25 protein-coding genes and 4 pseudogenes are annotated in these 25,127 nt (G+C 44.1%); 23 read left to right on the top strand and 6 right to left on the bottom strand.

What is annotated here, in order from left to right; all coding sequences use genetic code 11:
• Positions 1 to 42 precede the first annotated feature (42 nt).
• Both fliB and WKT17_RS03230 read left to right on the top strand, forming a co-directional pair.
• A complete protein-coding gene (gene fliB / locus WKT17_RS03235; RefSeq protein WP_173749880.1) occupies positions 43 to 1,191 on the top strand; it encodes a flagellin lysine-N-methylase in 1,149 nt (382 codons plus the stop codon).
• A gap of 30 nt (positions 1,192 to 1,221) precedes the next feature.
• Entirely contained in the window at positions 1,222 to 1,521 is a 300-nt protein-coding gene (locus tag WKT17_RS03230) for a cysteine-rich small domain-containing protein (protein WP_173749881.1), read from the top strand.
• Positions 1,522 to 1,624: 103 nt separating this feature from the next.
• Here the strand turns inward: WKT17_RS03230 and WKT17_RS03225 are convergent, their stop codons facing one another.
• Positions 1,625 to 2,290 carry an HAD family hydrolase gene (locus WKT17_RS03225; protein WP_173749882.1) on the bottom strand — a complete coding sequence of 222 codons (666 nt, stop codon included), beginning with the start codon at positions 2,288 to 2,290 and terminating at the stop codon, positions 1,625 to 1,627.
• 169 nt (positions 2,291 to 2,459) lie between these two features.
• Here WKT17_RS03225 and yaaA point away from each other — a divergent pair, with 169 nt between their 5' ends.
• The 5 genes from yaaA to WKT17_RS03200 are packed head-to-tail and all read left to right on the top strand — an operon-like array spanning position 2,460 to position 5,457.
• Positions 2,460 to 3,233 carry a peroxide stress protein YaaA gene (gene yaaA / locus WKT17_RS03220; RefSeq protein ID WP_173749883.1) on the top strand — a complete coding sequence of 258 codons (774 nt, stop codon included), beginning with the start codon at positions 2,460 to 2,462 and terminating at the stop codon, positions 3,231 to 3,233.
• Entirely contained in the window at positions 3,230 to 3,697 is a 468-nt protein-coding gene (locus WKT17_RS03215) for an NADH-quinone oxidoreductase subunit NuoE family protein (protein ID WP_173749884.1), read from the top strand. Before yaaA ends, WKT17_RS03215 begins: the two co-directional genes overlap by 4 nt.
• 12 nt (positions 3,698 to 3,709) lie before the next feature.
• Positions 3,710 to 4,372, top strand: a complete 663-nt coding sequence (locus tag WKT17_RS03210; RefSeq protein WP_308781667.1) for an HAD hydrolase-like protein — start codon at positions 3,710 to 3,712, stop codon at positions 4,370 to 4,372.
• A gap of 5 nt (positions 4,373 to 4,377) precedes the next feature.
• Complete coding sequence (locus tag WKT17_RS03205; RefSeq protein WP_173749885.1) at positions 4,378 to 4,965, top strand: cyclase family protein; 588 nt, start codon at positions 4,378 to 4,380, stop codon at positions 4,963 to 4,965.
• 24 nt (positions 4,966 to 4,989) lie between these two features.
• Positions 4,990 to 5,457 carry a class I SAM-dependent methyltransferase gene (locus WKT17_RS03200; RefSeq protein WP_226853691.1) on the top strand — a complete coding sequence of 156 codons (468 nt, stop codon included), beginning with the start codon at positions 4,990 to 4,992 and terminating at the stop codon, positions 5,455 to 5,457.
• A gap of 70 nt (positions 5,458 to 5,527) precedes the next feature.
• On the opposite strand, the gene WKT17_RS03195 is transcribed toward WKT17_RS03200, so the two are convergent.
• Entirely contained in the window at positions 5,528 to 6,442 is a 915-nt protein-coding gene (locus WKT17_RS03195) for a DMT family transporter (protein ID WP_291682107.1), read from the bottom strand.
• A gap of 82 nt (positions 6,443 to 6,524) precedes the next feature.
• Entirely contained in the window at positions 6,525 to 9,743 is a 3,219-nt protein-coding gene (gene carB / locus WKT17_RS03190) for a carbamoyl-phosphate synthase large subunit (protein ID WP_173749887.1), read from the bottom strand.
• 226 nt (positions 9,744 to 9,969) lie between these two features.
• Between carB and WKT17_RS03185 the strand changes: the two genes are divergently transcribed.
• The 11 genes from WKT17_RS03185 to eutH all read left to right on the top strand — a co-directional run bounded on the left by WKT17_RS03185 (position 9,970) and on the right by eutH (position 21,394).
• Positions 9,970 to 10,674 carry an ABC transporter ATP-binding protein gene (locus tag WKT17_RS03185; RefSeq protein ID WP_173749888.1) on the top strand — a complete coding sequence of 235 codons (705 nt, stop codon included), beginning with the start codon at positions 9,970 to 9,972 and terminating at the stop codon, positions 10,672 to 10,674.
• Positions 10,671 to 12,233 carry a putative ABC exporter domain-containing protein gene (locus tag WKT17_RS03180; protein WP_173749889.1) on the top strand — a complete coding sequence of 521 codons (1,563 nt, stop codon included), beginning with the start codon at positions 10,671 to 10,673 and terminating at the stop codon, positions 12,231 to 12,233. Before WKT17_RS03185 ends, WKT17_RS03180 begins: the two co-directional genes overlap by 4 nt.
• A gap of 36 nt (positions 12,234 to 12,269) precedes the next feature.
• Positions 12,270 to 13,292: a nucleoid-associated protein gene (locus WKT17_RS03175; RefSeq protein ID WP_173749890.1), complete on the top strand. Its 1,023-nt coding sequence runs from the start codon at positions 12,270 to 12,272 to the stop codon at positions 13,290 to 13,292.
• 119 nt (positions 13,293 to 13,411) lie between these two features.
• Positions 13,412 to 14,785, top strand: coding sequence for a sodium-dependent transporter (locus WKT17_RS03170; protein ID WP_173749891.1), 1,374 nt, complete (start codon positions 13,412 to 13,414; stop codon positions 14,783 to 14,785).
• 218 nt (positions 14,786 to 15,003) lie between these two features.
• Complete coding sequence (gene pyrH / locus WKT17_RS03165; RefSeq protein WP_173749892.1) at positions 15,004 to 15,699, top strand: UMP kinase; 696 nt, start codon at positions 15,004 to 15,006, stop codon at positions 15,697 to 15,699.
• 41 nt (positions 15,700 to 15,740) lie between these two features.
• Positions 15,741 to 16,295 (top strand): ribosome recycling factor, encoded by a 555-nt coding sequence (gene frr, locus WKT17_RS03160; RefSeq protein ID WP_173749893.1) that lies wholly within the window; start codon positions 15,741 to 15,743, stop codon positions 16,293 to 16,295.
• Between the two features lie 65 nt (positions 16,296 to 16,360).
• The gene (locus WKT17_RS03155; protein ID WP_173749894.1) at positions 16,361 to 17,068 is read left to right on the top strand and encodes an isoprenyl transferase; all 708 of its coding nucleotides are present in this window, start codon (positions 16,361 to 16,363) and stop codon (positions 17,066 to 17,068) included.
• A gap of 1 nt (position 17,069) precedes the next feature.
• Positions 17,070 to 17,882 carry a phosphatidate cytidylyltransferase gene (locus WKT17_RS03150; RefSeq protein WP_173749895.1) on the top strand — a complete coding sequence of 271 codons (813 nt, stop codon included), beginning with the start codon at positions 17,070 to 17,072 and terminating at the stop codon, positions 17,880 to 17,882.
• 13 nt (positions 17,883 to 17,895) lie between these two features.
• On the top strand, positions 17,896 to 19,038 hold the full coding sequence (gene dxr / locus WKT17_RS03145) for a 1-deoxy-D-xylulose-5-phosphate reductoisomerase (RefSeq protein ID WP_173749896.1): 1,143 nt from the start codon (positions 17,896 to 17,898) through the stop codon (positions 19,036 to 19,038).
• 1 nt (position 19,039) lies between these two features.
• The gene (gene rseP, locus WKT17_RS03140; RefSeq protein ID WP_173749897.1) at positions 19,040 to 20,320 is read left to right on the top strand and encodes an RIP metalloprotease RseP; all 1,281 of its coding nucleotides are present in this window, start codon (positions 19,040 to 19,042) and stop codon (positions 20,318 to 20,320) included.
• A 6-nt stretch (positions 20,321 to 20,326) separates the two neighbouring features.
• On the top strand, positions 20,327 to 21,394 hold the full coding sequence (gene eutH, locus WKT17_RS03135) for an ethanolamine utilization protein EutH (RefSeq protein ID WP_173749898.1): 1,068 nt from the start codon (positions 20,327 to 20,329) through the stop codon (positions 21,392 to 21,394).
• A 99-nt stretch (positions 21,395 to 21,493) separates the two neighbouring features.
• Here the strand turns inward: eutH and WKT17_RS03130 are convergent.
• Positions 21,494 to 21,622, bottom strand: a pseudogene (locus tag WKT17_RS03130) (peptidoglycan-binding domain-containing protein); the annotation flags it as partial.
• Between WKT17_RS03130 and WKT17_RS03125 the strand changes: the two are divergent.
• Positions 21,618 to 21,875 (top strand): annotated as a pseudogene (locus WKT17_RS03125) (peptidoglycan-binding protein); the annotation flags it as partial. The pseudogenes WKT17_RS03130 and WKT17_RS03125 overlap by 5 nt on opposite strands.
• Here WKT17_RS03125 and WKT17_RS16300 read toward each other — a convergent pair.
• Positions 21,866 to 22,078 (bottom strand): annotated as a pseudogene (locus WKT17_RS16300) (carboxypeptidase regulatory-like domain-containing protein); the annotation flags it as partial. The pseudogenes WKT17_RS03125 and WKT17_RS16300 sit on opposite strands and share 10 nt — an antisense overlap.
• 180 nt (positions 22,079 to 22,258) lie before the next feature.
• On the opposite strand from WKT17_RS16300, the gene WKT17_RS03120 reads away from it, so the two are divergent.
• Together WKT17_RS03120 and WKT17_RS03115 are read left to right on the top strand one after the other, a co-directional pair.
• The gene (locus tag WKT17_RS03120; protein ID WP_173749899.1) at positions 22,259 to 22,960 is read left to right on the top strand and encodes a DUF3990 domain-containing protein; all 702 of its coding nucleotides are present in this window, start codon (positions 22,259 to 22,261) and stop codon (positions 22,958 to 22,960) included.
• Positions 22,947 to 23,357, top strand: a complete 411-nt coding sequence (locus WKT17_RS03115) for a hypothetical protein (RefSeq protein ID WP_173749900.1) — start codon at positions 22,947 to 22,949, stop codon at positions 23,355 to 23,357. Before WKT17_RS03120 ends, WKT17_RS03115 begins: the two co-directional genes overlap by 14 nt.
• Before the next feature lie 41 nt (positions 23,358 to 23,398).
• Here the strand turns inward: WKT17_RS03115 and WKT17_RS03110 are convergent, their stop codons facing one another.
• On the bottom strand, positions 23,399 to 23,587 hold the full coding sequence (locus WKT17_RS03110; RefSeq protein WP_173749901.1) for a helix-turn-helix domain-containing protein: 189 nt from the start codon (positions 23,585 to 23,587) through the stop codon (positions 23,399 to 23,401).
• A gap of 137 nt (positions 23,588 to 23,724) precedes the next feature.
• Between WKT17_RS03110 and WKT17_RS03105 the strand changes: the two are divergent.
• A pseudogene (locus WKT17_RS03105) lies at positions 23,725 to 23,916 on the top strand (phosphatidate cytidylyltransferase); the annotation flags it as partial.
• Between the two features lie 13 nt (positions 23,917 to 23,929).
• A complete protein-coding gene (gene dxr, locus WKT17_RS03100; protein ID WP_173749902.1) occupies positions 23,930 to 25,072 on the top strand; it encodes a 1-deoxy-D-xylulose-5-phosphate reductoisomerase in 1,143 nt (380 codons plus the stop codon).
• The last annotated feature ends 55 nt before the right edge of the window (positions 25,073 to 25,127 follow it).

Below are 25,127 nucleotides of genomic sequence, written 5' to 3'. Positions count from 1 at the left end.
TTTGAGAATACTACGAGAAAAGCAGAAAGGAACATTTTCACTATGTATTACAGAAAACCCCACTATTATCAGGATTTTGTCTGCACGGCTGACAAATGTCCGGATACCTGCTGTGCAGGCTGGCAGATATTCATAGATGAGGAATCTCTGGAAACCTACAGTCGGGTGAAGGGAGATTTCGGTATCCGTCTTCTGAACTCTATTGATTGGTCTGTGGGAGCCTTTGAGCAGTATGAAAAGCGCTGCAGCTTTTTAAATGAAAAGAATTTGTGCGATATCTATAGGAAACTGGGCCCCTCCTCACTGTGCGAAACCTGCAGGCAGTATCCAAGGCACACAGAGGAATTTGAAAACCTGCGGGAGCTGTCCCTGTCTCTTTCCTGTCCTGTGGCAGCAGAAATGATTCTGGGCTGCAAATCCAGAGTGGAATTTCTGGAAGAAGAGGACGATTTGGAAGAAATAGAGGAAGATTATGAAGACTTTGATTTTCTGCTTTTCGGAAAGCTGGAAGAGGTGCGAACGTATCTTTTTCAAATCCTTCAAAATCGGAAATACAGTATCAGAAAGCGAGTTTTCCTATGTCTGCACATAACACAGCTCTTCCAGAATGCTTTGGAAGAAGGCATACTTTTTGAAGTGGATTTTGCGGAAGAACTGCAGAAAGCAGATAAGAAAATAAAAGATAGAAAACCTGAAAAACGTTCAGAAATTCGTTTTGAGAGTATGCAGTTTATGCTGAAAGACTTGCGCAGACTGGAAGTGCTGCGCACGGAATGGGAGGGAAACCTGTCCTGTCTGGAAGCTGAATTATACGGAGAAGGAAGGTCTTCTTATGAGAAAAAGCGTGGAAAATTTCTGCAGTACATAGAAGAAAAGGAAAGGGAAAACTGGGAAATTTATCAGGAACAGATTCTTATATTTTTTGTCTATACTTATTTCTGCGGCGCTGTTTATGACGATATGGTGTATACCAAAATGGTTCTGGCTGTGTTCAGCGTCTTCTGGATAGATGAACTTTGTTTCGCAAAATGGCTGCAGAATCAGGAACGACTGACCTTTTCTGAAATTGTTCAGACAGCTTATGAATATGCAAGAGAAATTGAACACTCCGATGAAAATTTGAATCTTCTGGAAGAAATTTTCCATGAAAACGGGCAGTACAGTCCCAGGCATATGGCGGATATCGCATAGAAAAAAATAAAAAGAGAGGAGTATCAGACCATGAGTGAAGAAAAAAAACAGGAAAAACCATACTGGGAGGGAAAGGAATATTCTTTTTTTGCTCACAAAAACTGTGAGTATTTTCCTTGCCATGAAACAAAAGATTTGGAAAATTTTAACTGTCTGTTCTGCTATTGCCCGCTGTACGCCCTTGGCAGTAAATGCGGCGGAAACTTCAAATATACGGACAATGGCATAAAGGATTGCAGCGCCTGTCTTCTGCCTCATAAGAGGAAAAATTACGGGTATATTATGAGCAAATATAACGAGATTATGGAACTGGCGAAAAAAAATAAATAACAGACAGGGAAACGTCCTTTTGTCCGGCACGCTTACATTTGCCGGATAAAAGGGCGTTTGGCTAACATATTAGAGTCTGCCGGATTCGCAAGAGAGGTAGTTGTCAAAATTTTATAAATTTCTGAGAGGAGATTAGAGCAATAACCTGTGTCAAATCTTTGCATACATAATCGCAGAAAGGTTCTAAAGCAGCTGTGTAAGGAGTCAAATCAGGCACCATGCAGGTCACTCCATTTGCAGCTTTGCCCGCTTTCAATCCGTTTATGCTGTCCTCTACAATAAGGCAGTTTTGAGGCGGTATACGCAGTTTTTGGGCAGCTTCCAGAAAAATTTCCGGGTTGGGCTTGCTGTGCTGTACCTCATCACCGCAGACGGAGGCGGTCATAAATTTTGCAATATCGGCCAGCTCCCAGTAGTGAGAGGCACGCTTTCTGGGGGTGGAGGTGGCTACTGCCCACGGAATCTGTTCCTGTGTCAGATAAGTCACAATTTCCTGTAGTCCCTTCTTTTCGGGGACAGAATGCTTTTCTATGTAATCGGATAAGTATTGGGAACGTATACTCCTGGCCCGGTGGTAATCAATTTTTCCTTCAAACCATTTCTGAAAAAGCGCTGCATTTTGTTCGCTGGAACCGCCCCGCATTTGTCCAAGATGTTTTTCCGTAAGTTGAAAATTCAGTTCCTTTCCGGCTTTTAGCCATCCTTCTTTCATAACCTGTTCCGTGTCAAATAAAACACCGTCCATGTCAAAAATGACAGCCTGTATCATAAAAATCCCCCTTTCTAAAAACGGTATTTTGGTATATTTTATTTCTCTTTCAGAATAGCAGAATCCAGGAATAGGTGCAAGGGCAGAAAAGCGTTGGATTTGAAAATGGGACGTGGTATAATGATGGTACGATGTGCAGTTTACAAATATACAGGAGGTTTTGCAAAAGATGAAGATTATCATTTCTCCGGCAAAGAAGATGAATATTCGGACAGATGAACCCGTAGAGTTTACAGAGCCGGTGTATCTAAAAAAGGCAGAATGTTTATGGAATACTCTGAAAGAAAAGGATTTTCAAACGCTGCAGAAACTGTGGAAATGTAATGAGAAAATTGCCCGGCAGAATTGGTACAGACTGCAAAATCAAAATTTTTCTTCCAGACTGACTCCTGCGGTACTGGCTTATGAAGGGATTCAATATCAGTATATGGCACCTTCTGTATTTACAGAAAACCAGTGGGAATATGCACAAAAGAACCTGCGGATTTTATCTGGGCTTTACGGGATTTTAAGACCTATGGACGGAGTGATTCCCTATCGGTTGGAAATGCAGACAAGACTGGAAACGGTTTCAAATTCACGGAAAAAGCGGGATTTGTATGATTTTTGGGAAGAAGATATTTACCGGGAACTGGTAAAGGAAGAACGGATAATTTTAAATCTGGCATCCAAGGAATACAGCAAAACAGTAGCACCTTATGTGAGAGAAGACGTCCGGTATATTACCTGTATTTTCGGAGAATGGGCAGAAGGAAGAGTAAAAGTAAAAGGAACACAGGCGAAGATAGCCAGAGGCGAAATGGTGCGCTGGCTGTCGGAAAACCAGATAGAAGAAGTAGAAAAAGTCAAAGAATTCCAAGGGTTGGGATACCGATATGAACCGGTTCATTCCACTGCCTCGGAAATGGTATTTATCAAAGAAAAGGAGGGTTTGCAGAAGTGAAGAATGAAAATGAAATCCGAGAAATTATAGAGTATTATGCATCACAGCGTAATGCGGCAGAACAGGAAAATATTGTGTCCATGCTGCGGGAAATACAGGAAGTGGAGGGATATATTCCGGTAGATGCACAGGAAATGGCGGCTGAAAAACTGGGAGTAAAGCGTGTAATATTTAGCTGTATTATGAAAAGGATTCCTGATTTGAAAGAAGCAAATTACAGCCATGAACTGGTTCTCTGCACGGGAGAACGCTGCCAAAATAAAAACAGTATGGTGCTTTTAGAAACCGTGAAAAAGGAATTAAAAATTGCCAAAGATGGACTTTCAGCAGATAAAAAAGTGCACCTGACAACTCAGAACTGTATGAAACAATGCCGAACTTCTCCTAATATGAAAATAGATGGGAAACTGTATACAGGACTGACAGAAGAAAAGGTTTTGGGACTGATAAGAACATTAAAATAGGAAAAGGAAAACATGATGAGATACAAGGCGTTATTATTTGATTTAGATGGAACCCTGACAGCTTCAGGAGAAGGAATTACAAAATCCGTACAATATGCCCTGCAGAAAATGGGAAAAGGAGCACTGGGAGAGCATTTGGAAGCGCTGGAGGTCTTTGTAGGACCGCCGCTTTTGAGCCAGTTTATGGTCTATGCAGGGTTTTCAGAGGAAGAGGCCAAAGAGGCGGTGAAGTATTACCGGGAACGGTATACGGTGACCGGAATCTTTGAAAACAGGCCGTATGAAGGAATTGCAGAATTATTGGGAAAGCTGCAGGCGAAGGGATATCTGCTGGCCGTGGCGTCTTCAAAACCGGATTCCATGGTGAAAATTGTACTGGAACATTTTCATCTGGACGGATATTTTCAGGTTATGCAAGGCAGTGATATTGCACGTCCGAAGATGACAAAAGCACAGGTAATTGAAGCGGTTTTAGGGGAATTGGGACTGGAAAACACAAGAGAAGAAGCTGTGATGATTGGGGATCGGTTCTATGATGTCTGCGGGGCAAGAGAGGCCGGGCTTTCCTGTATTGGTGTCACTTACGGATATGGAAACCGGAAGGAATTGCAGCAGGAAGGCGCCCTGGAAATTGCAGAAACAGTAGAGGAACTAGGACGGATATTGGAGGTTTAAAGAGCATGAAAGATGCGTTTCAGATATATGATATAGGAAAAGAATTGTTTTCTACACCGGCTTATCCCGGTGACCCGGTGCCTTGTAAAACTCCTTTTCTGGAAATCAAAAAAGGAGATGTCTGCAATCTTACCGTGATTACTATGGGCAGTCATAACGGCACACATTTGGACGCGCCGAAGCATTTTTGCCCGGACAAAGGCGGGGTGGATACCATTCCTCTTGCCAAGTGTATGGGAGCTTGTAAGGTAGCTGAAGTCTCCGGAGAAATCACGGAAGAATGTATGAAAAAGCTATTGGAAGACGGGACGGGAAAGTTGCTTTTAAAAGGGGATATTCTGCTGACCCCTGAGGCAGCCAGCGTATTGGCAGAGGCAAAAACGGATCTGATTGGTGTGGAAAGCCAGACTGTGGGGAAAGGAGATACTCAGCCTGTAGTACACAAAATTCTGCTTTCGGCAGAGGTTGTTATACTGGAAGGGCTTGTGCTGCGCGAAGTATTGCCGGGAAACTATTTTCTTGCAGCACAGCCTCTGAAATGGGAAGGGATAGACGGTTCTCCGGTGAGGCCCGTGCTGCTTTCCATGGAGTAATCTTCCATACGATTTTCCCTTAATTTGCTAATCAAAGAGTGTGCCAATCCTTCTGCGATTCCCTATGACAGTGAAACTTTTGACATTATTTTGAATCGACATGGGGATTTTAATGCAAAGGAATTATATCGTCTTTTGAAGCAGGACGGAATCTTTATTACCCAACAGGTTGGAGGGGAAAATGACAGAGATTTAGTGGAGATGGTTCTTCCCGGAAGCGAACCTCCTTTTCCTCATTTGAATCTGAAAGAGCAGAGAAAAGTGTTTGAAGAGGCCGGATTTCATATTCTTCGTGCAGAAGAAGCGTATCGTCCAATCAAGTTTTACGATGTGGGTGCATTTGTGTGGTTTGCCCGCATTATTGAATGGGAATTTCCCGGTTTTTCCGTGGATAAATGCTTCAAAGCATTATGGAAAATGCAGAATATTATTGAGGAAAAAGGGGAGATAGAAGGAACGATTCACCGTTATCTGATTGTAGCAGGAAAATAGAAAACAGTGAATGGAAACCAGAGAATAGAAGGCTGCCGTATGTGTTGAAATACGGCAGTCTTCTCTGTACTTATCCTTGTTTTTTCGGATTAATCTGTGCCAGTATAATGGCTCCAAACATCAGTACACATCCCAGGATTTCTCTTGGGCTTAGTGTCTCTCCAAGCAATATCCATCCCGCCAGAACGGAAACTACCGATTCCAGGCTGAGTATCAGAGAGGCAATGGTCGGGTCTGTACCGCGCTGACCGATAATCTGAAAGGTGTAGGCCACACCGCAGGAGAGAATACCCGCATAGCAGATGGGCAGCCAGGCTGCCCCGATATCAGCCCAGTGCGGCTCCTCAAAGAGAAACATAAGAACCGAGGACAGAGCGCCTGCAAACAGGAACTGGATGCAGGACAGCTTGGTTCCGCTGACCTTCTCTGTAAAATGATCCACCACCATAATGTGAATGGCAAAGCAGATGGAACAGATGAGAATCAGGAAATCTCCCTTACTCAGAGAAAGACTGCCTTTCATACAGAGCAGATACAGACCAACCAGAGCAATGACAACGCTTATCCAGATTTTCAGACCTGCTTTTCTTTTCAGAAAAATCCCCAGAATGGGTACAATAATAATGTAAAGAGCAGTGATGAAACCTGCTTTTGCCACAGTTGTGTAGGCAATTCCCACCTGCTGTAAGGTGGTGGATACAAACATCATAAAGCCGCAGATAAGTCCTCCGATGAGCAAATCTTTCGGACGGTCCATAACCGGCATTTTTGAGGCTGTACCGTCTTTTTTCTGCTCTTTTTTTGCAGATCGGGTCAGAAAAAAGACACAGGGAATCAGTACAATTCCACCTAAAAGACAGCGGACCGCGTTGAACGTGTATGGCCCTACATAGTCCATTCCTGCGCTCTGGGCCACAAAAGCCACGCCCCAGATAACAGCAGTGATAAAAAGAAGAATAAAGTTTTTTGAATATTTTGCTGACATGAGTTACTCCTTAAAAATAGAGGGGCTGCCGTAAAGAATACGGCAGCTCCCCTTTTGCTTAAATCTGATATTCTTACAGAAATTAATCCAGTGATTTGTGGTATTCCTGCAGAGATTTCAAGGTAGCAGTTTCTTTGGTAAGCACTGCTTTGATTCCTTTTGCGCTTGCAAGAGCAGCGGAAATCGTAGTGATGTAAGGAATCTTTTTGTTAATAGCGGTTTTACGCAGGTAAGAGTCATCATACTTGCTCTGTTTTCCGGCTGGTGTGTTGACAATTAAGTCAATTTTACCGTTTACCATAGCGTCATAGATGTTTGGACGTCCTTCCTGAAGTTTTTTCAGCATTTCACATTCCAGACCATTTTCCATAAAGTATTTTGCACAGCCTTCTGTGGAAACAATATGGAAGCCCAGTTCGCGGAACTGTTTTGCTACTTCTAAAGCGCCTGCACGGTCATTTTTGTTTACGCTGACTAAAGCTGTTCCGCCCAGAGGCAGTTTTGCTCCGGCAGCTTCCTGTGCTTTATAGTAAGCCATGCCAAAGGATTCGCTCAGCCCAAGCACTTCACCTGTAGAACGCATTTCCGGTCCCAGAAGAGGGTCAACTTCCGGGAACATATTAAACGGGAATACCGCTTCTTTTACTCCGTAGTACGGATGTGCTTTTTCTGTGAAAGCAGTAACGTCAGGACGTTCTCCGGTCAGCTCGTAGGTCATCAGCTTTGTGGCAATGTTTGCCATGTTGACGTTGCAAACTTTGGATACCAGCGGAACGGTACGGGAAGCTCTTGGGTTGGCTTCCAGAACGTATACCTTGCCTTCACAGATGGCATACTGCATGTTCATCAGACCTACCACTCCCATTTCGCATGCAATGGCAGTGGTATATTTGCGGATTAAAGCCTTGTTTTCTTCTGAAATTTCTACAGAAGGAATCACACAGGCAGAGTCTCCGGAGTGAATACCGGCCTGCTCAATGTGCTGCATAACCGTAGGAACGAAGGCATGTGTTCCGTCAGAAATGGCATCCGTTTCACACTCCAGGGCATTCTGAAGGAATTTATCCATGAGAATCGGGCGTTCCGGTGTGACGTCAATGGCAGCAGCCATGTAGTTTCTTAACATGTTGTCATCGTATACGACTTCCATACCACGTCCGCCTAACACATACGAAGGACGAACCATCATCGGATAACCAATGCGGTGTGCGATTTCCAGGGCTTCCTCTACGTTTACAGCCATACCGGATTCCGGCATAGGAATCTCTAACTTGTGCATCATTTCATTAAAGAGGTCACGGTCTTCTGCCATATCAATGACAGCAGGAGAAGTACCCAGAATGTGTGCACCGCGTTTTTCCAGTTCTGCTGCAATGTTCAGAGGTGTCTGGCCGCCGAACTGTACGATAATACCAAGAGGTTTTTCTTTGTTGTAAATAGACATAACGTCTTCTACAGTCAGAGGCTCGAAATACAGTTTATCAGAAGTATCATAGTCTGTGGAAACCGTTTCCGGGTTACAGTTTACCATGATGGTTTCAAAGCCCAGCTCTCTCAGTGTGAAGGCAGCGTGTACACAGCAGTAGTCGAATTCGATACCCTGTCCGATACGGTTAGGACCGCCGCCTAATACCATGATTTTTCTTCCGTTAGAAACAGGCGCTTTGTCTTCTCCGTTGTAGGTAGAGTAGTAATAAGCAGTAGGATCTTTTACACCGCTTACCGGTACTGCGTCCCAGCGTTCTTCCATACCAAGGGCTTCTCTGCGTTTGCATAATTCCCATTCATCTGTTTCCAGAAGCTGTGCCAGATATTTATCAGAGAATCCGTCTTTCTTTGCCTGAATCAGCAATTCGTCAGGAAGTTCCTGGCCTTTGTAAGAGAGAATCTTTTCTTCTTCATCAACCAGTTCTTTCATTTGCTCTAAGAACCACATTTTAATATAAGTCATTTCATGAAGTTTTTCCAAAGATGCTCCTTTGCGAATTGCTTCATATAAAATGAACTGTCTTTCGCTGGTTGCCTCAGTGAGTTTCAGATATAATTCATCTAAAGTCAGTTCATGCAGATTTTTCACAAAACCCATACCGTAGCAGCCTCTTTCCAGAGAGCGGATAGCTTTCTGAAGAGCTTCTTTATAGTTTTTACCGATAGACATAACTTCGCCTACGGCTTTCATCTGTGTACCTAATTTGTCCTGAGAACCTTTGAATTTCTCAAAAGCCCAACGAGCAAATTTTATAACCACATAGTCACCGGTTGGTTTGTATTTGTCCAGAGTTCCCTCTTTCCAGTAAGGAATTTCATCCAGTGTCAGTCCGGCAGCAAGAAGGGCGGATACATACGCAATCGGGAATCCGGTTGCCTTACTTGCAAGTGCGGAAGAACGGGAAGTTCTTGGGTTAATTTCAATAATTACCACACGGTCTGATACCGGGTCATGGGCGAACTGTACGTTTGTACCGCCGATAACGCCTACGGATTCTACGATGGCATGTGCCTGTTTTTCCAGACGATCCTGCAAGTCCTGAGAAATGGTCAGCATCGGTGCGGAACAGAAGGAGTCACCTGTGTGAACGCCTACCGGGTCAATGTTTTCGATAAAGCATACGGATACCTTATTTCCTTTGGCATCACGCACAACTTCCACTTCCAGTTCTTCCCAGCCTAAGATGGATTCCTCTACGAGAACCTGGTTAATCATGGAAGCAGCAATGCCTCTTGCGGCAACTTTCTTTAATTCTTCTTCATTGTAAACAAGACCGCCGCCGGTACCGCCCATGGTATAAGCAGGACGGATAACACAGGGATAGCCCAAATCTTTCGCAATTTTTACGGCTTCTTCTACAGAATAAGCAGGAGCGCTTCTGGCCATTTCAACACCCAGTTCGTCCATGGCTTTCTTGAATTCAATACGGTCTTCTCCGCGGCTGATAGCGTCCACCTGAACACCGATAACTTCTACGTTATACTTGGTCAGAACACCTGCGTGGTAAAGTTCTTCGCAGAGATTCAGACCGGACTGTCCGCCCAGGTTCGGAAGAAGGGCGTCTGGTCGTTCTTTTTCAATGATTTCTGTTAGACGGTCTACATTTAAAGGTTCGATGTAAGTGACATCTGCTGTGGAAGGGTCTGTCATAATGGTAGCAGGGTTGGAATTCACCAGAACAATTTCGTAACCCAGGCTTTTTAATGCTTTACAGGCCTGGGTGCCGGAATAGTCAAATTCACAGGCCTGTCCGATGATAATAGGACCGGAACCAATAATAAGAATTTTGTGTATATCGTTTCTCTTTGGCATAAAGAACCTCCATTTATATATGTTTTCATATAACGGGAATGTTAATCCAGAGACAGTATAACATAAGGAAAGTTTAGTTATCAAGATGAAATACCGGATTCCGGCGAAAACAGACAGTGATTTTCTTTACCTCCCTACACTTTTATGCTATAATTTATCAAAATTAAGAAAATACTGAGAATTTTCAGGAAAATTGCGAAAAAACAGGAGAAGGAGGAGGCACTTTATGATAGAAGTGAAAAATCTGACAAAACACTACAGTCTTTTGGAAAGTCCCGCAGTAAAGGACGTAAGTTTCTGCGCAAAAGAGGGGAAAATTACCATTTTGCTGGGGCCAAACGGAGCGGGGAAATCCACTACGATTAAAAGTATCGTAAATCTGCTGAATTATCAGGGGGAGATTAATATCTGCGGCTATCCGAACAGCAGTCTGGAGGCAAAAAAAAGTTTTGGCTATGTACCGGAGGTGCCTGTGCTTTACGACTTGCTGACAGTGGATGAAACCATTCACTTTATTGGAAAATCTTACCGTTTGCAGAATTACGGGAAAACAGCAGAAGAGTATCTGGAACTTTTTGATTTGACAAAACAGAGAAAGAAGCTGGCAAAAGAACTGAGTAAGGGTATGAGGCAGAAGCTGAGCATGCTTCTGGCGCTTCTTATACAGCCCAAAGCTCTGCTGGTGGACGAACCCATGGTGGGACTGGATCCGGCAAGTATTGAAGCTGTTCTGCAGCTTTTTGTGAGACTGAAAGAGGCGGGAACGTCTATTCTCATCAGTACTCATATTATTGATGTGGTGAACGAAATCTGGGACTGCGCCTACATTATGCAGCAGGGGGAAATCGTCCGGGAAATCCACAGAGGAGAGGAAGGCAGTGAAACTCTGAAGCAGATATTCTTTGAGACAACCGCGGAGGAAAAAGCATGAGTTCTTTATTCTATTTGACATTTTCTAAGTTAAAAGGCACAGTGAGAAATCAGTTCCGCAGTATCACCTCCGGTCTGGTGACGATTTTTATGGTGCTTCTTTACGGCGCTATGGTGGTTATGGTATTTGTCAGTTCCAGTACCTATAAACCGGAAAGTATGGGCATGAACGCCAATCTGGCCTTGATGTCAGGAATTGGAATGGCAGCGCTTTTCATGCTGACTGTGATGTTAAACAGCAGAAAGGCCTTAGTATATGATACCGATGCGCATTACCTTTTTGCAGGTCCTTACACCAGGGCGCAGATAAATTTTTACATTATGGGTCAGAGCATGCTTCAGGGGCTTTTGTATGGGCTTTTAGGCTGCTTTGTCATGGCTATGTTTTCCATAGACGGGTATTTTTCGGTTCCGTACTTTCTGATTACCCTGTTAGTTTTGTGGCTGGTGCTGTTTTTCTTTCTGCTTTTAGCGGATTACATTTATATGTGGTCTTTGGTGGACAGAAAGCACAGAAAATGGAATTATATTGTGGCAGCTGTATTCTGCGTTTTGACCGCAGCTGTCTTTTGGGTTTCTGCCCATCGGACCGGTTATGATATGAAAGCAGGACTTCTGGATTTTGTACTGAGCCGGGAATTTTGTTATGTGCCCTTTTTTGGCTGGGCCAAATGGGCTTTGAATGCTTTTTTGGAGAGAGAGTATTTGCCGGTGCTGTTGGGAACAGGGCTTTTGCTTGCAGCGGATGTCCTCATGGTGGTATTCTTTTTAAGGTTTCAAAAAGACATTGCCGAGCAGGCCGTGGCAGATGCCGAAGCAGTCAGTGAGTATGTCCGGAGAGTCAAGGCAAACGGCGGCATGGCCCAAAGTTCAGACCGGAAAATCAAACGAGTGAAGGGAGACTTCCCGGAGGGTGCCAGGGCGGTATTCTTTAAAAACCTGCTGATTATGCGGAAAACGGGAAATTTCCTGCGAAAACAGGATATGCTCATATTGGTGATTTACTTTGCTATCAGCTATGTCGTAATGCCTCAGGGGCGTTTTTATATGTTTTGCTATATGATGCTTTTGTGGCTGTTTAATCTGCTCAATGACGCAGAACTTCTGGGAGATTTGAAAAATTATCAGATTTATCTGATTCCGGAAAAACCTTTGTCAAAACTGGTATATGCCATTTTGCCTGCTTACATTAAGGTGGCGGTGATTGTCAGTGTTTCGGTGATATTTGCAGGAATCTTTAACCGTATGGATTTTCTTTCCATTTTGCAGTATCTGATTATGCTTTTGGGATACGGCATGATTTTTATAGCGGGAACCGTGCTGTCTGTGCGTATGTTAAAGGCCAGGAGCAACGTAATGCTGGAAAATCTTCTGCGTATGCTGCTGATTGTGGCCTGCGCAGTACCGGCTACTGTGATTGGCGTGTTGTGCTATTTCTTTTTCCAGGATTTACAGACCGCTATGATTGTGGTTTCTGTTATAACTCTGGCAATGAATTTTGTGATATCGGCACTTGTGATTGTGGCCTGCCAGGGCATGATGAATGGAAGAGAACTGTAAAGAACCGACAGAAAAACAGCAGTAAGGAGAGAAAACATGTTAGCAGCGAAAGAAGAGATTCGAATTGAACAGGCCGTGGTACATATTATGGATTCCGCGTTGGGAGTTCCGGTATTGTCCGATACGCTTCTGGACTGTAGTTCGGATTTTGCAGATTTTTTGAAAGCCCATATTTTCAGAATTGATACCAGTGATGATGTGAAAAACGGTACCTTTGAGGAAGAGGCATCGGTGTTTCAATTGTTAGAGGAATGGAACCCGGAGAAATTTTTGGAGATTTCCCAGAAAATAGCAGGGGAGTTATACACGCTGATGAACCAGAATATCGACATTCCGGCAGCGGATTTGCTGGTGGTGGAGTACAGTGTGGAGAAACACCGGTATCTGGCGCTTTTAAAGATGAATTACAAAACTTCGTATACCCATCTGACCAATGCAGACCCCTGGGGAAATAACAATGACATTATTATGCAGAAAGCCATTTTGCCAGGAGAAACCCAGAAGCTTTCGGAGGCTGCACTGATTGATTTGATGGCACCCCGGTATGTGCGGCTGGTGGAAAAGAAATACGATGTAAACGGAGTGAAAACCAATTATTTTTCTAAAATGTTTTTGAAATGCAAAGGTTCCCTGTCTTCAAAAAGTAAGTTGGCCATTGTCAGCAAAGCGGTGACACAGGTTCAGAAAAAATATTTTAATGAGTCTGAGCAGTTTGAGGTGCAGATGGAAACCAAAAGCATTTTAAATGAAGAATTTGCGCAGCAGGGCGGTTTTGAAGTTCCGGTGGTTATTGACAAAATTTTCAAGGAGCATCCCCAGATGAAAGAAGAGGTGCAGGAAAAGCTGGAGAAATATAATCTCACAGAGGCTACTGTGGAACCTCAAAATCCCGCCACCACTAAAAAGTTTACCAAGCAGCATTTGATGACGGATACGGGAATTGAGTTAAAAATTCCCATGGAGGAGTATAACAACAAAGACCGGATTGAATTTATCACCAATGCAGACGGTACCATTTCTGTCCTCATTAAAAATGTAGGCAGCATTGAAAGCAAATAGAAGTTGAGATTCTTTCAGGAACATGATATAATTACCCGGAATTGTCTCTTTAAAGTCGTTTAACATCAACGCTTTAACGGGAGCAAGAAACAAAGAAGAGGTAATGAAAGGTAATGAAAATGGAAAAAGAAAGAGAAAAATTTTCCTCCCGTCTTGGTTTTATCCTGATTTCTGCAGGATGTGCCATTGGACTGGGGAATGTATGGCGGTTTCCGTATATCACGGGAAAGTACGGCGGCGCGGCCTTTGTGCTGATTTATCTGTTTTTCCTGCTGGTGCTGGGTCTGCCCATTATGGTTATGGAGTTTGCCGTGGGACGTGCAAGTCAGAGAAGCATTGCCACCTCCTTTAACGTATTGGAGAAGAAGGGAAGCAAATGGCATATTTACCGCTATTTCGGTATGGCGGGAAATTATTTGCTGATGATGTTTTATACCACCATCGGCGGCTGGATGCTGGCTTATTTCTTTAAAATGGCAAAAGGTGAATTTCAGGGACTGGACACGAAAGGGGTCAGCCAGGCCTTTGATTCTCTGCGGGCAGATGCGCCGACCATGATTTTCTGGATGTTCCTGGTTGTGATCCTTAGTTTTCTGGTTTGTTCTATGGGACTGCAGAGCGGTGTGGAGAGAATCAATAAGATTATGATGGTTGTACTGCTGCTTTTAATGGGAGTTTTGGCAGTGAATTCCTGTCTTTTGCCGGGGGCGGCAGAAGGATTGAAATTCTATCTGGTGCCGGATTTTGGCAAATTGATGGAAAACGGGATTTCAGAAGCTGTCTTTGCTGCTATGGGGCAGGCGTTTTTTACCCTCAGTCTGGGCATTGGTGCACTGGGAATTTTTGGAAGTTACATAGGGAAGGAAAGAAAGCTGACAGGAGAGGCTGTCAACATTCTGATTCTGGACACTACTGTGGCCCTGATTGCAGGCATGATTATTTTCCCCGCATGTTTTGCTTTCGGCATCAATCCGGGAGAAGGACCGGGGCTGGTCTTTGTTACACTGCCCAATGTGTTTAATGAGATGCCCGGCGGAAGACTCTGGGGTGCGTTGTTTTTCCTGTTTATGACTTTTGCGGCGCTGTCTACCATTATTGCAGTGTTCCAGAACCTGATTTCCTTTGCACAGGATTTGTGGAACTGGAGTTTGAAAAAGGCCGTGGTGGTAAATGGGGTGGCTGTGTTCGTATTGTCTCTGCCTTGTATTTTCGGCATGACTGTCTGGAGTGATTTTACGATTCTGGGCAAGCAGATTATGGATTTTGAGGACTTCTTAGTCAGCAACAATATGCTGCCTCTGGGCTCTTTGGTCTATCTGCTGTTCTGTGTCAGCCGCTATGGCTGGGGCTGGGATAACTTCCTGAAGGAGGCCAATACAGGTGAGGGGATATCTTTCCCTAAAAAACTGAGAGTGTATCTGACTTTTGTACTTCCTCTGGTGGTATTTTATATCTTTATCCAGGGATACTGGAGTTTGTTCAAGAGTTTGTAAAGAGAGTTTTTGCTTAAAAATGCTGTGGGAAACCCGGCTGCGAAATAGAGATACATGGATGAAAATGTATGAATGTTTCGGACAGCTGTTTCCTGCAGTATTCTTTTTTCGCAGTTTTGGAAAAATTTCTTGAAATCATGAGACTTTATGGGTATACTTAAAGCAAAGCGGCGCTTTGTGCCGTGACGGGAGAATCAAGAGATAAAGGAGCTTAAAGAATGAAGAGAATATTACTGAAATTAAGCGGTGAAGCGCTGGCCGGCCCGAAGAAAACCGGATTTGACGAAGCAACGGTTATGGAAGTTGCAAAGCAGGTAAAGGTACTGGTAGAAGAAGGGATTCAGGTAGGTATTGTCATCGGAGGAGGAAACTTCTGGAGAGGACGTACCAGTGAAAACATGGACCGGACAAAAGCAGACCAGATTGGTATGCTGGCTACTGTGATGAACTGCATTTATGTTTCAGAAATTTTCAGAGCGGCAGGCATGAAGACCAGTGTGCTGACACCTTTTGAGTGCGGTTCTTTCACAAAACTGTTTTCCAAAGACCGCGCAAATAAATATTTTGAAAGAGGCATGGTTGTTTTCATGGCAGGCGGAACCGGTCATCCTTATTTTTCCACAGATACAGCTACTGTACTTCGTGCCATTGAGATTGAGGCAGAGACTATCTTCCTGGCAAAGGCAGTAGACGGGGTATACGACAGCGACCCCAAGACAAATCCGGACGCAAAGAAATACGATGAAGTCAGTATTCAGGAAGTCATTGACAAAAAACTGGCAGTTGTGGATATGACAGCATCCATTTTATGTATGGAAAACAAAATGCCTATGCTGGTATTTGGCTTAAATGAAGAAAACAGCATTGTCAATACCGCACACGGCAAATTTACAGGAACGAAGGTTCTGGTATAAAGGCTGCACAGGCAGACAGAAAAGATTAGGAGGATTTTAAAATGGCAGATGAGAGAATACAGGTATATGAAAGCAAGATGACAAAGACTTTAGACGGTCTGACAAAGGAACTGGCAACGATCCGTGCGGGACGTGCAAATCCGCATATTCTGGATAAGCTGACCGTAGATTATTACGGAACACCTACACCGCTTCAGCAGGTGGCAAACATTACGGTTCCGGAAGCTCGCATGATTCAGATTCAGCCATGGGAAGCGTCTCTGATTAAAGAAATTAGCAAAGCCATTATGGCATCTGATTTGGGATTAAATCCAAACAGCGATGGTAAAATTATTCGTCTGGTATTGCCGGAACTGACAGAAGAGAGAAGAAAAGAACTGGTAAAAGATGTCAAGAAAAAAGGCGAAGCTGCAAAAGTAGCTGTCCGCAATGTCCGCAGAGACGCCAATGACGCATTTAAGAAATTGGCAAAGCAGGACATATCTGAAGATGAAATCAAAGAACTGGAAGAAAAAATTCAGAAGGTTACAGATAAGTTTGTAAAAGAAATTGATAAAGCAGTAGATGAAAAATCCAAAGAAATTTTGACTGTATAAAACAGTGGGAAGGGGCACATACAGCTTGCGGTATTGTGCCTCTTTTATGCGTAGGAGGAAAAAATATGAAAGTTCCCAATCATGTAGCCATCATTTTAGACGGCAACGGACGCTGGGCAAAAGCAAAAGGAATGCCGAGAACATACGGGCATATTAAGGGTTGTGAAAATCTGGAAAAAATCTGCAGCATAGCCAAGGAACTGGGAGTAAAGTATCTCACTGTGTATGCCTTTTCCACGGAAAACTGGAAACGCTCCAGGGAAGAGGTAGACGGACTGATGAAGCTGTTCCGCAATTATATGAAGAAATGTATTAAGATTTCTGCGGAAAATAAAATGCGGGTAAGGGTTATCGGAGACCCCAGGGCCTTTGATGAAGATTTGCAGAAGAAAATACAGGAATTAGAAGAATATTCCAGCCAGTATGATGAACTTCACTTTCAGATTGCCTTAAACTACGGAAGCCGGGATGAAATGAAAAGAGCCATGCAGCACATGGCAGAAGAAGTGCAGAAAGGAAATCTGCAGCCGGAAGAGATTACAGAGGAAACCATTTCTTCCTATCTGGATACCAGGGGACTGCCGGATCCGGACCTTTTAATCCGCACCAGCGGAGAGGAACGGCTTTCTAACTTCCTGATGTGGCAGCTGGCTTATACGGAGTTTTATTTTACCGATGTGCCGTGGCCGGATTTCAATAAACAGGAATTTGAAAGAGCCATTGACAAGTACAATCACAGAGAACGCAGATATGGCGGCGTAAAGGAGGAGTAAGATGTTTAAGACAAGACTTTTAAGCGGTATTATCCTGGTTCTCATTGCCGTTTTGTCTATTGCAGCAGGTGGGCCAGTGCTTTTTGCGGTGCTTCTTGGCATTTCCCTGATTGGGGTTTTTGAATTGTATCGGGCTATGGGGGTACACCAGAAGGGCTTTGGACCTCTGGAAATAGCCGGATATAGCGGTACAGTGCTGTATTATCTGACTCTTTTATGGACAAAATCAGAGAGTTTTTCTACCATGGTGATACTGTTTACTCTGGTGCTGATTATGTGTGTCTATGTGTTTTATTATCCCAGATACAGGGCAGAACAGATTATGGCAGCTCTTTTCGGCATGGTTTATGTGGCAGTTATGCTGTCCTACATTTATAAAACCAGGAATCTGGAAGGCGGCGCCTGGCTTGTGGGTCTGATTTTCTTAAGTTCCTGGGGGAGCGATACCTGCGCTTACTGTGTGGGCATGCTCATTGGCAAACACAAAATGGCGCCGGTGTTAAGTCCAAAGAAATCCGTGGAAGGCGGTATCGGGGGTGTAGCAGGAGCGGCGCTTCTGGGTGCTTTGTATGCTTTGGCCATTGCAGGACTGAATCCGGCAGAAGGTCACACACCGCTTATGTATGCCCTTATCTGTGCTGTGGGAGCGCTGATTTCCATGGTGGGAGATTTGGCGGCATCGGCTATTAAGAGAAACAAGGAAATCAAGGATTACGGAACACTCATTCCGGGACACGGCGGGATTTTGGACCGCTTCGACAGTGTGATTTTCACTGCCCCGTTTATTTATTTTCTGGCGAGTGTGCTGATTTAAAGAGGAAAGTGGTATGAAAAAAATTGCAATTTTAGGCTCTACGGGTTCTATTGGAACACAGACGCTGGATATTGTGAATAAAAATGAAGATTTGCAGGTGGTTGGACTTGCGGCAGGCAGTAATATTTCCATGCTGGAAGAACAGATTCGCAGATTTCATCCGAAACTGGCGGCTGTGGGAAATGAAGAAAAAGCAAAAGAACTGCGGGAAAAGGTAAAGGATACGGACTGCAAAATAGCGGGAGGCATGGACGGCCTGCTGGAACTGGCGGCTATGGAGGAATCGGAGATTCTGGTTACAGCTATTGTAGGGATGATTGGTATCCGGCCAACTATGGAAGCCATTAAAGCCGGAAAGGACATTGCCCTGGCCAATAAAGAGACGCTGGTAACGGCAGGACACCTTATTATGCCTCTGGCCCGGCAGTGCGGGGTGAAAATTCTTCCTGTGGACAGTGAGCACAGCGCTATTTTCCAGTGTCTGAACGGAGAACGGGAAAGAACCATTGACAGGCTGCTTATTACTGCGTCCGGCGGTCCCTTCCGGGGAAGGAAGAGAGAAGAACTGGAGCAGATACGAGTGGAAGACGCTTTGAAACACCCCAACTGGGCTATGGGACAGAAGATTACCATTGATTCCGCCACTTTAGTGAATAAAGGTTTGGAGGTTATGGAGGCGAAATGGCTCTTTGACGTGGATTTAGACCGGATTCAGGTGGTGGTGCAGCCCCAGAGTGTGATTCACTCTATGATACAGTTTACAGACGGCAGTATTATGGCTCAGCTTGGAACTCCTGATATGCGCCTGCCCATACAGTATGCCCTGTACGGGGGAGAACGCAGGTATCTGGACGGAGAACGGCTGGATTTCGCCGCGTTGGGCTCTATAACTTTTGAAAACCCGGACATGGAGACGTTTAAAGGTTTGCCTCTGGCTATGGAGGCTTCCGGAAGAGGCGGGTCTATGCCTACGGTATTCAATGCGGCAAATGAAAAGGCGGTTGCCTTGTTTTTACAGAGAAAAATTCGTTTTCTGGATATTTATACGATTATTGAGGAAGCTATGGAAAGGCATGAGGTCATATCCAATCCTGCCGTAGAAGACATACTGAATATCGAACAAGACGTATACGACAGAATTGAAAGCAGGTGGTAGGTTGAAAATTTTAATTGCAGCGATTGTATTTTCCGTGATTGTCCTTTTTCATGAACTGGGACATTTTCTTCTGGCGAAGAAGAATGGTATTACGGTGATTGAATTCTCTCTGGGTATGGGTCCCCGGCTTTTGTCAACAGAGCGGGGCGGTACCCGATATTCTCTTAAGCTGTTTCCTATTGGCGGCTCCTGTATGATGGCAGGGGAAGATGATGACGATACCAGTGAGGGTTCTTTTAACAATGCCTCCGTGTGGGCAAGAATTTCCGTAGTGGCAGCAGGGCCGGTATTTAACTTTATTCTGGCCTTTGTTTTTGCCATGATTATTACCAGTGTTATGGGCTATGACCCTCCGAAGGTGCTGCAGGTAACGGAGGGTTCTCCGGCCTGGGAAGCAGGTTTAAGGGAAGGTGATGTGATTACCGAGTTTCAGGGAAAGAATATTGTTATCGGCAGAGATTTGGATTCTTATATGACGCTTCACGGACTGCAGGATGAAACGATTTCTCTGACCTATAAACGGGACGGGAAGAAGCAGGATATTACATTCCGGGCCAATAGTGAAAGTAAGTATATGCTGGGATTTCATTATGCGTCAGAAGGGGAACCGGAGATTCTGCAGGTGATGTTGAACAGTTCCATGCAGAAAGCAGGTGTACAGGCCGGAGATATTATCCGGGAAATTAACGGCGTGGAAGTCAAGGACAGCGCCCAGCTGCAGGACTATTTAAAGGAGCACCCTCTGGATGGTTCGGAAGTAAAGCTGGGAATTGAGAGAAATGGAAAGCTGGAAACCATTTCCGCAAAGCCTCAGATGACAAAACAGATAGATTCCGGATTTGTTTACAATGTTTACCGGGAAAAGACGAATTTTCTGGGAGTTATCCGTTACAGCGCTACAGAAGTGCGGTACTGGATTTCCACTACCATAGAGAGTCTGGCTATGCTGGTTAAAGGACAGTTTTCGGTCAATGACCTTTCCGGTCCTGTGGGTATCATTGATGTTATGGGTGATTCCTATGAAGCGGCGAAGACGGAAGGCGCTGTTATGGTATCCATGCAGATGTTGTACTGGGCTATTTTGTTGTCCGCAAACCTGGGAGTGATGAACCTGCTGCCTATTCCGGCCCTGGACGGCGGAAGACTGGTTTTTCTGCTTGTTGAGGCTGTGCGGAGAAAGAGACTGAATCCTAATGTGGAAGGCATGGTGCATTTTGCAGGATTTGTATTGCTTATGTTGCTTATGGTTTTTGTGATGTTTAATGATTTCAGGAGATTGTAAGCAGCTATGAATGAGATTTTGATGTATGTATTGGCAGCAGGTGTGCTTCTGGGTGGGATTGACCAGCTTTTGGGAAATAAGAGAGGATATGGAAAATGTCTGGAGGAGGGCTTTATGCTTATGGGGCCCACAGCTCTTTCCATGGTAGGCATGTTATGTCTGATACCTCTTATTTCTCAGGCATTCCGCACTTTTGTGGTTCCCATTTTTACCCTTACAGGCGCGGACCCTTCGGTGCTGGGCGGTATTCTGGCTATTGATATGGGCGGTTATCAGCTGGCAAAGGAACTGGCAAATAATCCCCAGGTGGGAAGTTATGCAGGAGTTCTGATTGCTTCCACCTTTGGGTGTACGTTGGTGTTTACCATTCCAGTAGGCATGGAAATCGTGGAGGAAGAGGACAGAGGCGCCTTTGCAAAAGGAATTCTGACCGGACTGGCAGCGCTTCCTGCCGGGCTTTTGGCAGGAGGACTGCTGTGCGGGCTTTCCTTTGGGGAAGTTATCTGGCAGAGCATGCCTGTGTTTGTTCTGTCCCTGCTTCTGGGGCTGGGACTGAAATGCGCGCCAAGAGTCATGATGAAAGGGTTTCGGGTGTTTGCCAGAGGTATGAAGCTTCTGATTACTCTGGGGCTGATTTTAGGAGCGTTGTCGTATTTCCTGAAACGGGACTTGATACCGGGGCTGGCCCCCATAGAAGATGCGCTGGCCGTGGTAGCCTCTATTGGTATTACTATGCTGGGAAGTCTTCCTCTGGCCGAATTTTTAAGACGGCTGATGCGGAAGCCGTTCCGAAAGCTGGGACACCATTTTGGGCTCAATGAGACCAGTGTGTCCGGACTGATGATTGGTATGGTCAGCCCCATTCCCCAGCTTACTTCCATGAAGGACATGGATTCGCTGGGAAAAGTGGCAAATACAGCTTTTGCCGTCAGCGCGGCCTCTGCCCTGGCAGCTCATGCCGGATTTACCTTAAGTGTGGAACCGGACATGGTTGGGGCTATGCTGGCAGCGAAAATAGTAGGTGCTGCGACGGCAGTGGCGGCCGTTTTGCTGTTGGAAAGAAAACGGCGGTAAAAGGCAGGAAAGAAAGGTTAAACAGGCATACAGAAAGAGTTACAGACTTTTTTAGGGAGTAAGTTTCTGTATGCCTGTTTTGGGTCTTTAAGGTGAATTTTAAACCAGTTCAGCAATTCTGGTGACACCTACATAAATGTCCTGAATTTCGTACCAGGTGGGATAATCCACCACGCCAGTTGCGGGAAGACCGAAGATTCTCTGAAATTCCCGAACTGCATTCTGGGTGACACAGTGGGGGTCGAAGTATTTGGGTGACCAGGGCTACTCTGCTATTGAAATTCTGCGGAATTTCTACGGTGACAACATGTACATCAATACCGCAGAAGAAATTTCCGGTATTCCTGCTTCCTGGCCTGGACAGCCGCTGGACATTGGCTCCTCCGGCAGCAAAGTACGCCAGATACAGGAACAGCTAAATGCCATCAGCAAAGCTTACCCTGCCCTTCCTTCCGTGACAGCTGACGGAATTTACGGAGAGGCCATCCAATTTGGACACTGGACCCGTTCTCCGTCACAGTATTGGGTGAGAATGGGCTGCCGTACGCCAGGGCGAGACAGATAGTTGTCGAAAAGTTCGTCTACGATTTGGGAAATGCTTTCAAAAATATTGCGCCCGTACATCCATTTGTGGTCAAAGGCAGTGGAAGAAGTGATGGTGAAATCGTAGCCTTTGTTCCGGTACACCGAAATCAATACATATTCGGGGTTACAGAAACCTCATTATCAATGAATTGGTGATTAAAAAAGAAGAAACAAGAGTAAAGAAGTCGTTAAACAAGGGGGAAAGATAGACTTGTTTAATTTCGAATATCCATTTATAATTACAATAGGTAAAAGATACACGGAAAGGTTGTCGTAAATATGATAAAAGTTTTTCACGGTTCTGATCATATTATAAAAATACCCCGTTATATGGGCGGTAAAACTGATAATGATTATGGAAATGGATTTTATACAACAGAATATGAAGAACGTGCCAGAAGTTGGGCAACACTCAACGGTAATCCGCAAAAATCAATTGTAAATATGTATCAGCTTGATTTAGATGGATTAAACATATTGGATTTGAATGAACGTGGGGTTTTAGCTTGGATTGCTGAAGTGGTATCGAATAGAGGAACGAATCAAGAAGCTGCAAGTATTGTTGGAGAAAGGCTTGTTGAATTATACGCACCGAATCACGATGGGTACGATATTATAAAAGGATATCGTGCAGATGATAGTTATACACAGGTTGTGGAAGCATTTTTGTTAAACCAGATTAATATTTTTGAAGTAGAGCATCTGTTTTATAAGGGATCGTTAGGAAATCAGATTTTTTTGAAGTCAAAAAAAGCGTTTGAACATATTAAGTGGTTGGAATCGTATGAAGTAGTCATGCTAGAAGAATATAAAAACTCAGATATGTATGCAAGAAGAGAAGTGAATCGATTTTTAAAGGAACGTATGAAAGCAATTTTGATTGATGGATATACAGTGCCAGGAATTACTGCAAGATATGCAATTCAGAATCCATTAGTTTATAATCATGAAATTGGAGGATATGAAAATGCCAGCGTATGATGAATGTTATTTGGATAGTATGATTACGAAGACAAGGTATCTGTTTAAATTGATTGGCAGAAATTGTTCGGATCCTTTTTTGATGATTTCGAAGTATATGAAATGTGATTATAGGAAATATATGGACATGGGGAATCCGATGTACTTAAATAAGACTCCGAAGCAAATTATGGAAGAATTGGGTGTCAGCATTCAAAGCGGCCATGAGACAGATGAGAAATATGACGAGTTTATATTAGAGTGGATGGCAGATATTTATGTGTATATGCAGTGGGAATATGACCTTTCATCATCGGAAATTGTAGAGAAGCTAACGCCGGAGAAATTATATAAGCAATACTATCCGTTGCATGAAACTTCTGTTGAAAACGGTGTGAGAAAATTGCTAAGTATGTAGAGGATGCGTGGACCGCATCCTCTACTACATTTTTACCATCATTAATATTTGTAGGATACTTTGCTAATGATGTATTCGATTAAACATTTTTTGGGGATTTTCCAGTCTTTCCCTTCTTTAAATCCTTTCAATTGCCCAGTACGAACAATTTTATATGTTTGAGAGGTGCCTATTTTAAGAATATCCGCAACCTCTGGAATGGTTAAAATATCATCATAAGCTTCAAGCATGTTACTTTACCCCCATTAAGTTAATATCCATATTAGATGCTAATGCGTATATTTGTCTGAGGAAATCTTTAAATACGGAACCAATGAAAGGTGACGTGTCAAGACGATGACTTGTTGTTGAAATGATAAAATGCGTGTATGGTATCATCTGTGCCGTAGGAGCATTGATTTCCATGGTAGGGGATTTGGCTGCTTCTGCGATTAAGAGAAACAAAGAGATTAAAGATTACGGAAAACTGATACCGGGACATGGAGGGATTCTGGATCGGTTTGACAGCGTGATTTTTACAGCACCGTTTATCTATTTTCTGGCAAACGTGTTGATTTAAGGAGAAGGTAAGTATGATAAAAATTGCGATTTTAGGTTCTACAGGTTCCATTGGAACCCAGACCCTGGATATTGTGAGAAAAAATAAAGATTTACAGGTTCTTGGCCTGGCAGCAGGAAGAAATATTTCCATGCTGGAGGAACAAATCCGGGAATTTTCTCCAAGACTGGCAGCAGTAGGAGATGAAGAAAAAGCGGCAGAACTCAGAGAACGGGTCAAAGACACAGACTGCAAGGTAGTGGGAGGTATGGATGGACTTCTGGAACTGGCGGCTATGGAAGGCACACAGATTCTTGTCACAGCTATTGTGGGAATGATCGGAATCCGTCCTACTATTGAAGGAATCAAAGCAGGCAAAGATATTGCACTTGCTAATAAAGAGACCTTGGTCACAGCGGGACATATCATCATGCCGCTGGCAGAGCAATATGGGGTACGGATTCTGCCGGTGGACAGTGAACACAGTGCTATTTTCCAGGCATTAAACGGAGAAGAACATAAGACCATTGACAAATTGCTCATCACTGCATCCGGAGGTCCTTTCAGAGGAAGAAAAACAGAAGACCTGAGAGACATTCAGGTGGAAGATGCCCTGAAGCATCCAAATTGGGCTATGGGGCAGAAGATTACCATTGACTCAGCGACCCTGGTGAACAAGGGCTTAGAAGTCATGGAAGCGAAATGGCTGTTCGGTGTTGATCTGGATCAGATTCAGGTAGTGGTGCAGCCCCAGAGTGTGATTCATTCTATGATTCGGTTTACAGATGGCAGTGTGATGGCACAGCTTGGAACACCGGATATGCGGCTGCCGATTCAATATGCTCTTTATGGTGGAACCAGGAGATATCTGGATGGGGAACGTCTGGATTTTGCAAAACTTGGTTCTATTACCTTCGAGAATCCAGATATGGAAACCTTCAAAGGCCTGCCTCTTGCCATGAAGGCATCACGAACAGGTGGTTCTATGCCAACGGTATTTAACGCTGCAAATGAAAAGGCAGTGGCTCTGTTCCTTCAGAAAAAAATTGCTTTTCTGGATATTTACCGGATTATTGAGGATGCTATGGAGAGTCATAAAGTAATCCCGGCACCTACCGTAGAAGAGATTTTAAATATCGAACAAGAAATATACAATAGAATTGAAAGCAGGTGGTAGATTGAAAATTTTAATTGCACTGTTGGTATTTTCTGTGATTGTGCTGTTTCATGAA

This window comes from Blautia sp. HCN-20427, assembly GCF_037890365.1.
In the GTDB taxonomy this organism is placed as follows: domain Bacteria; phylum Bacillota; class Clostridia; order Lachnospirales; family Lachnospiraceae; genus Blautia.
This window is presented reverse-complemented; position numbering and strand designations above follow the sequence as displayed.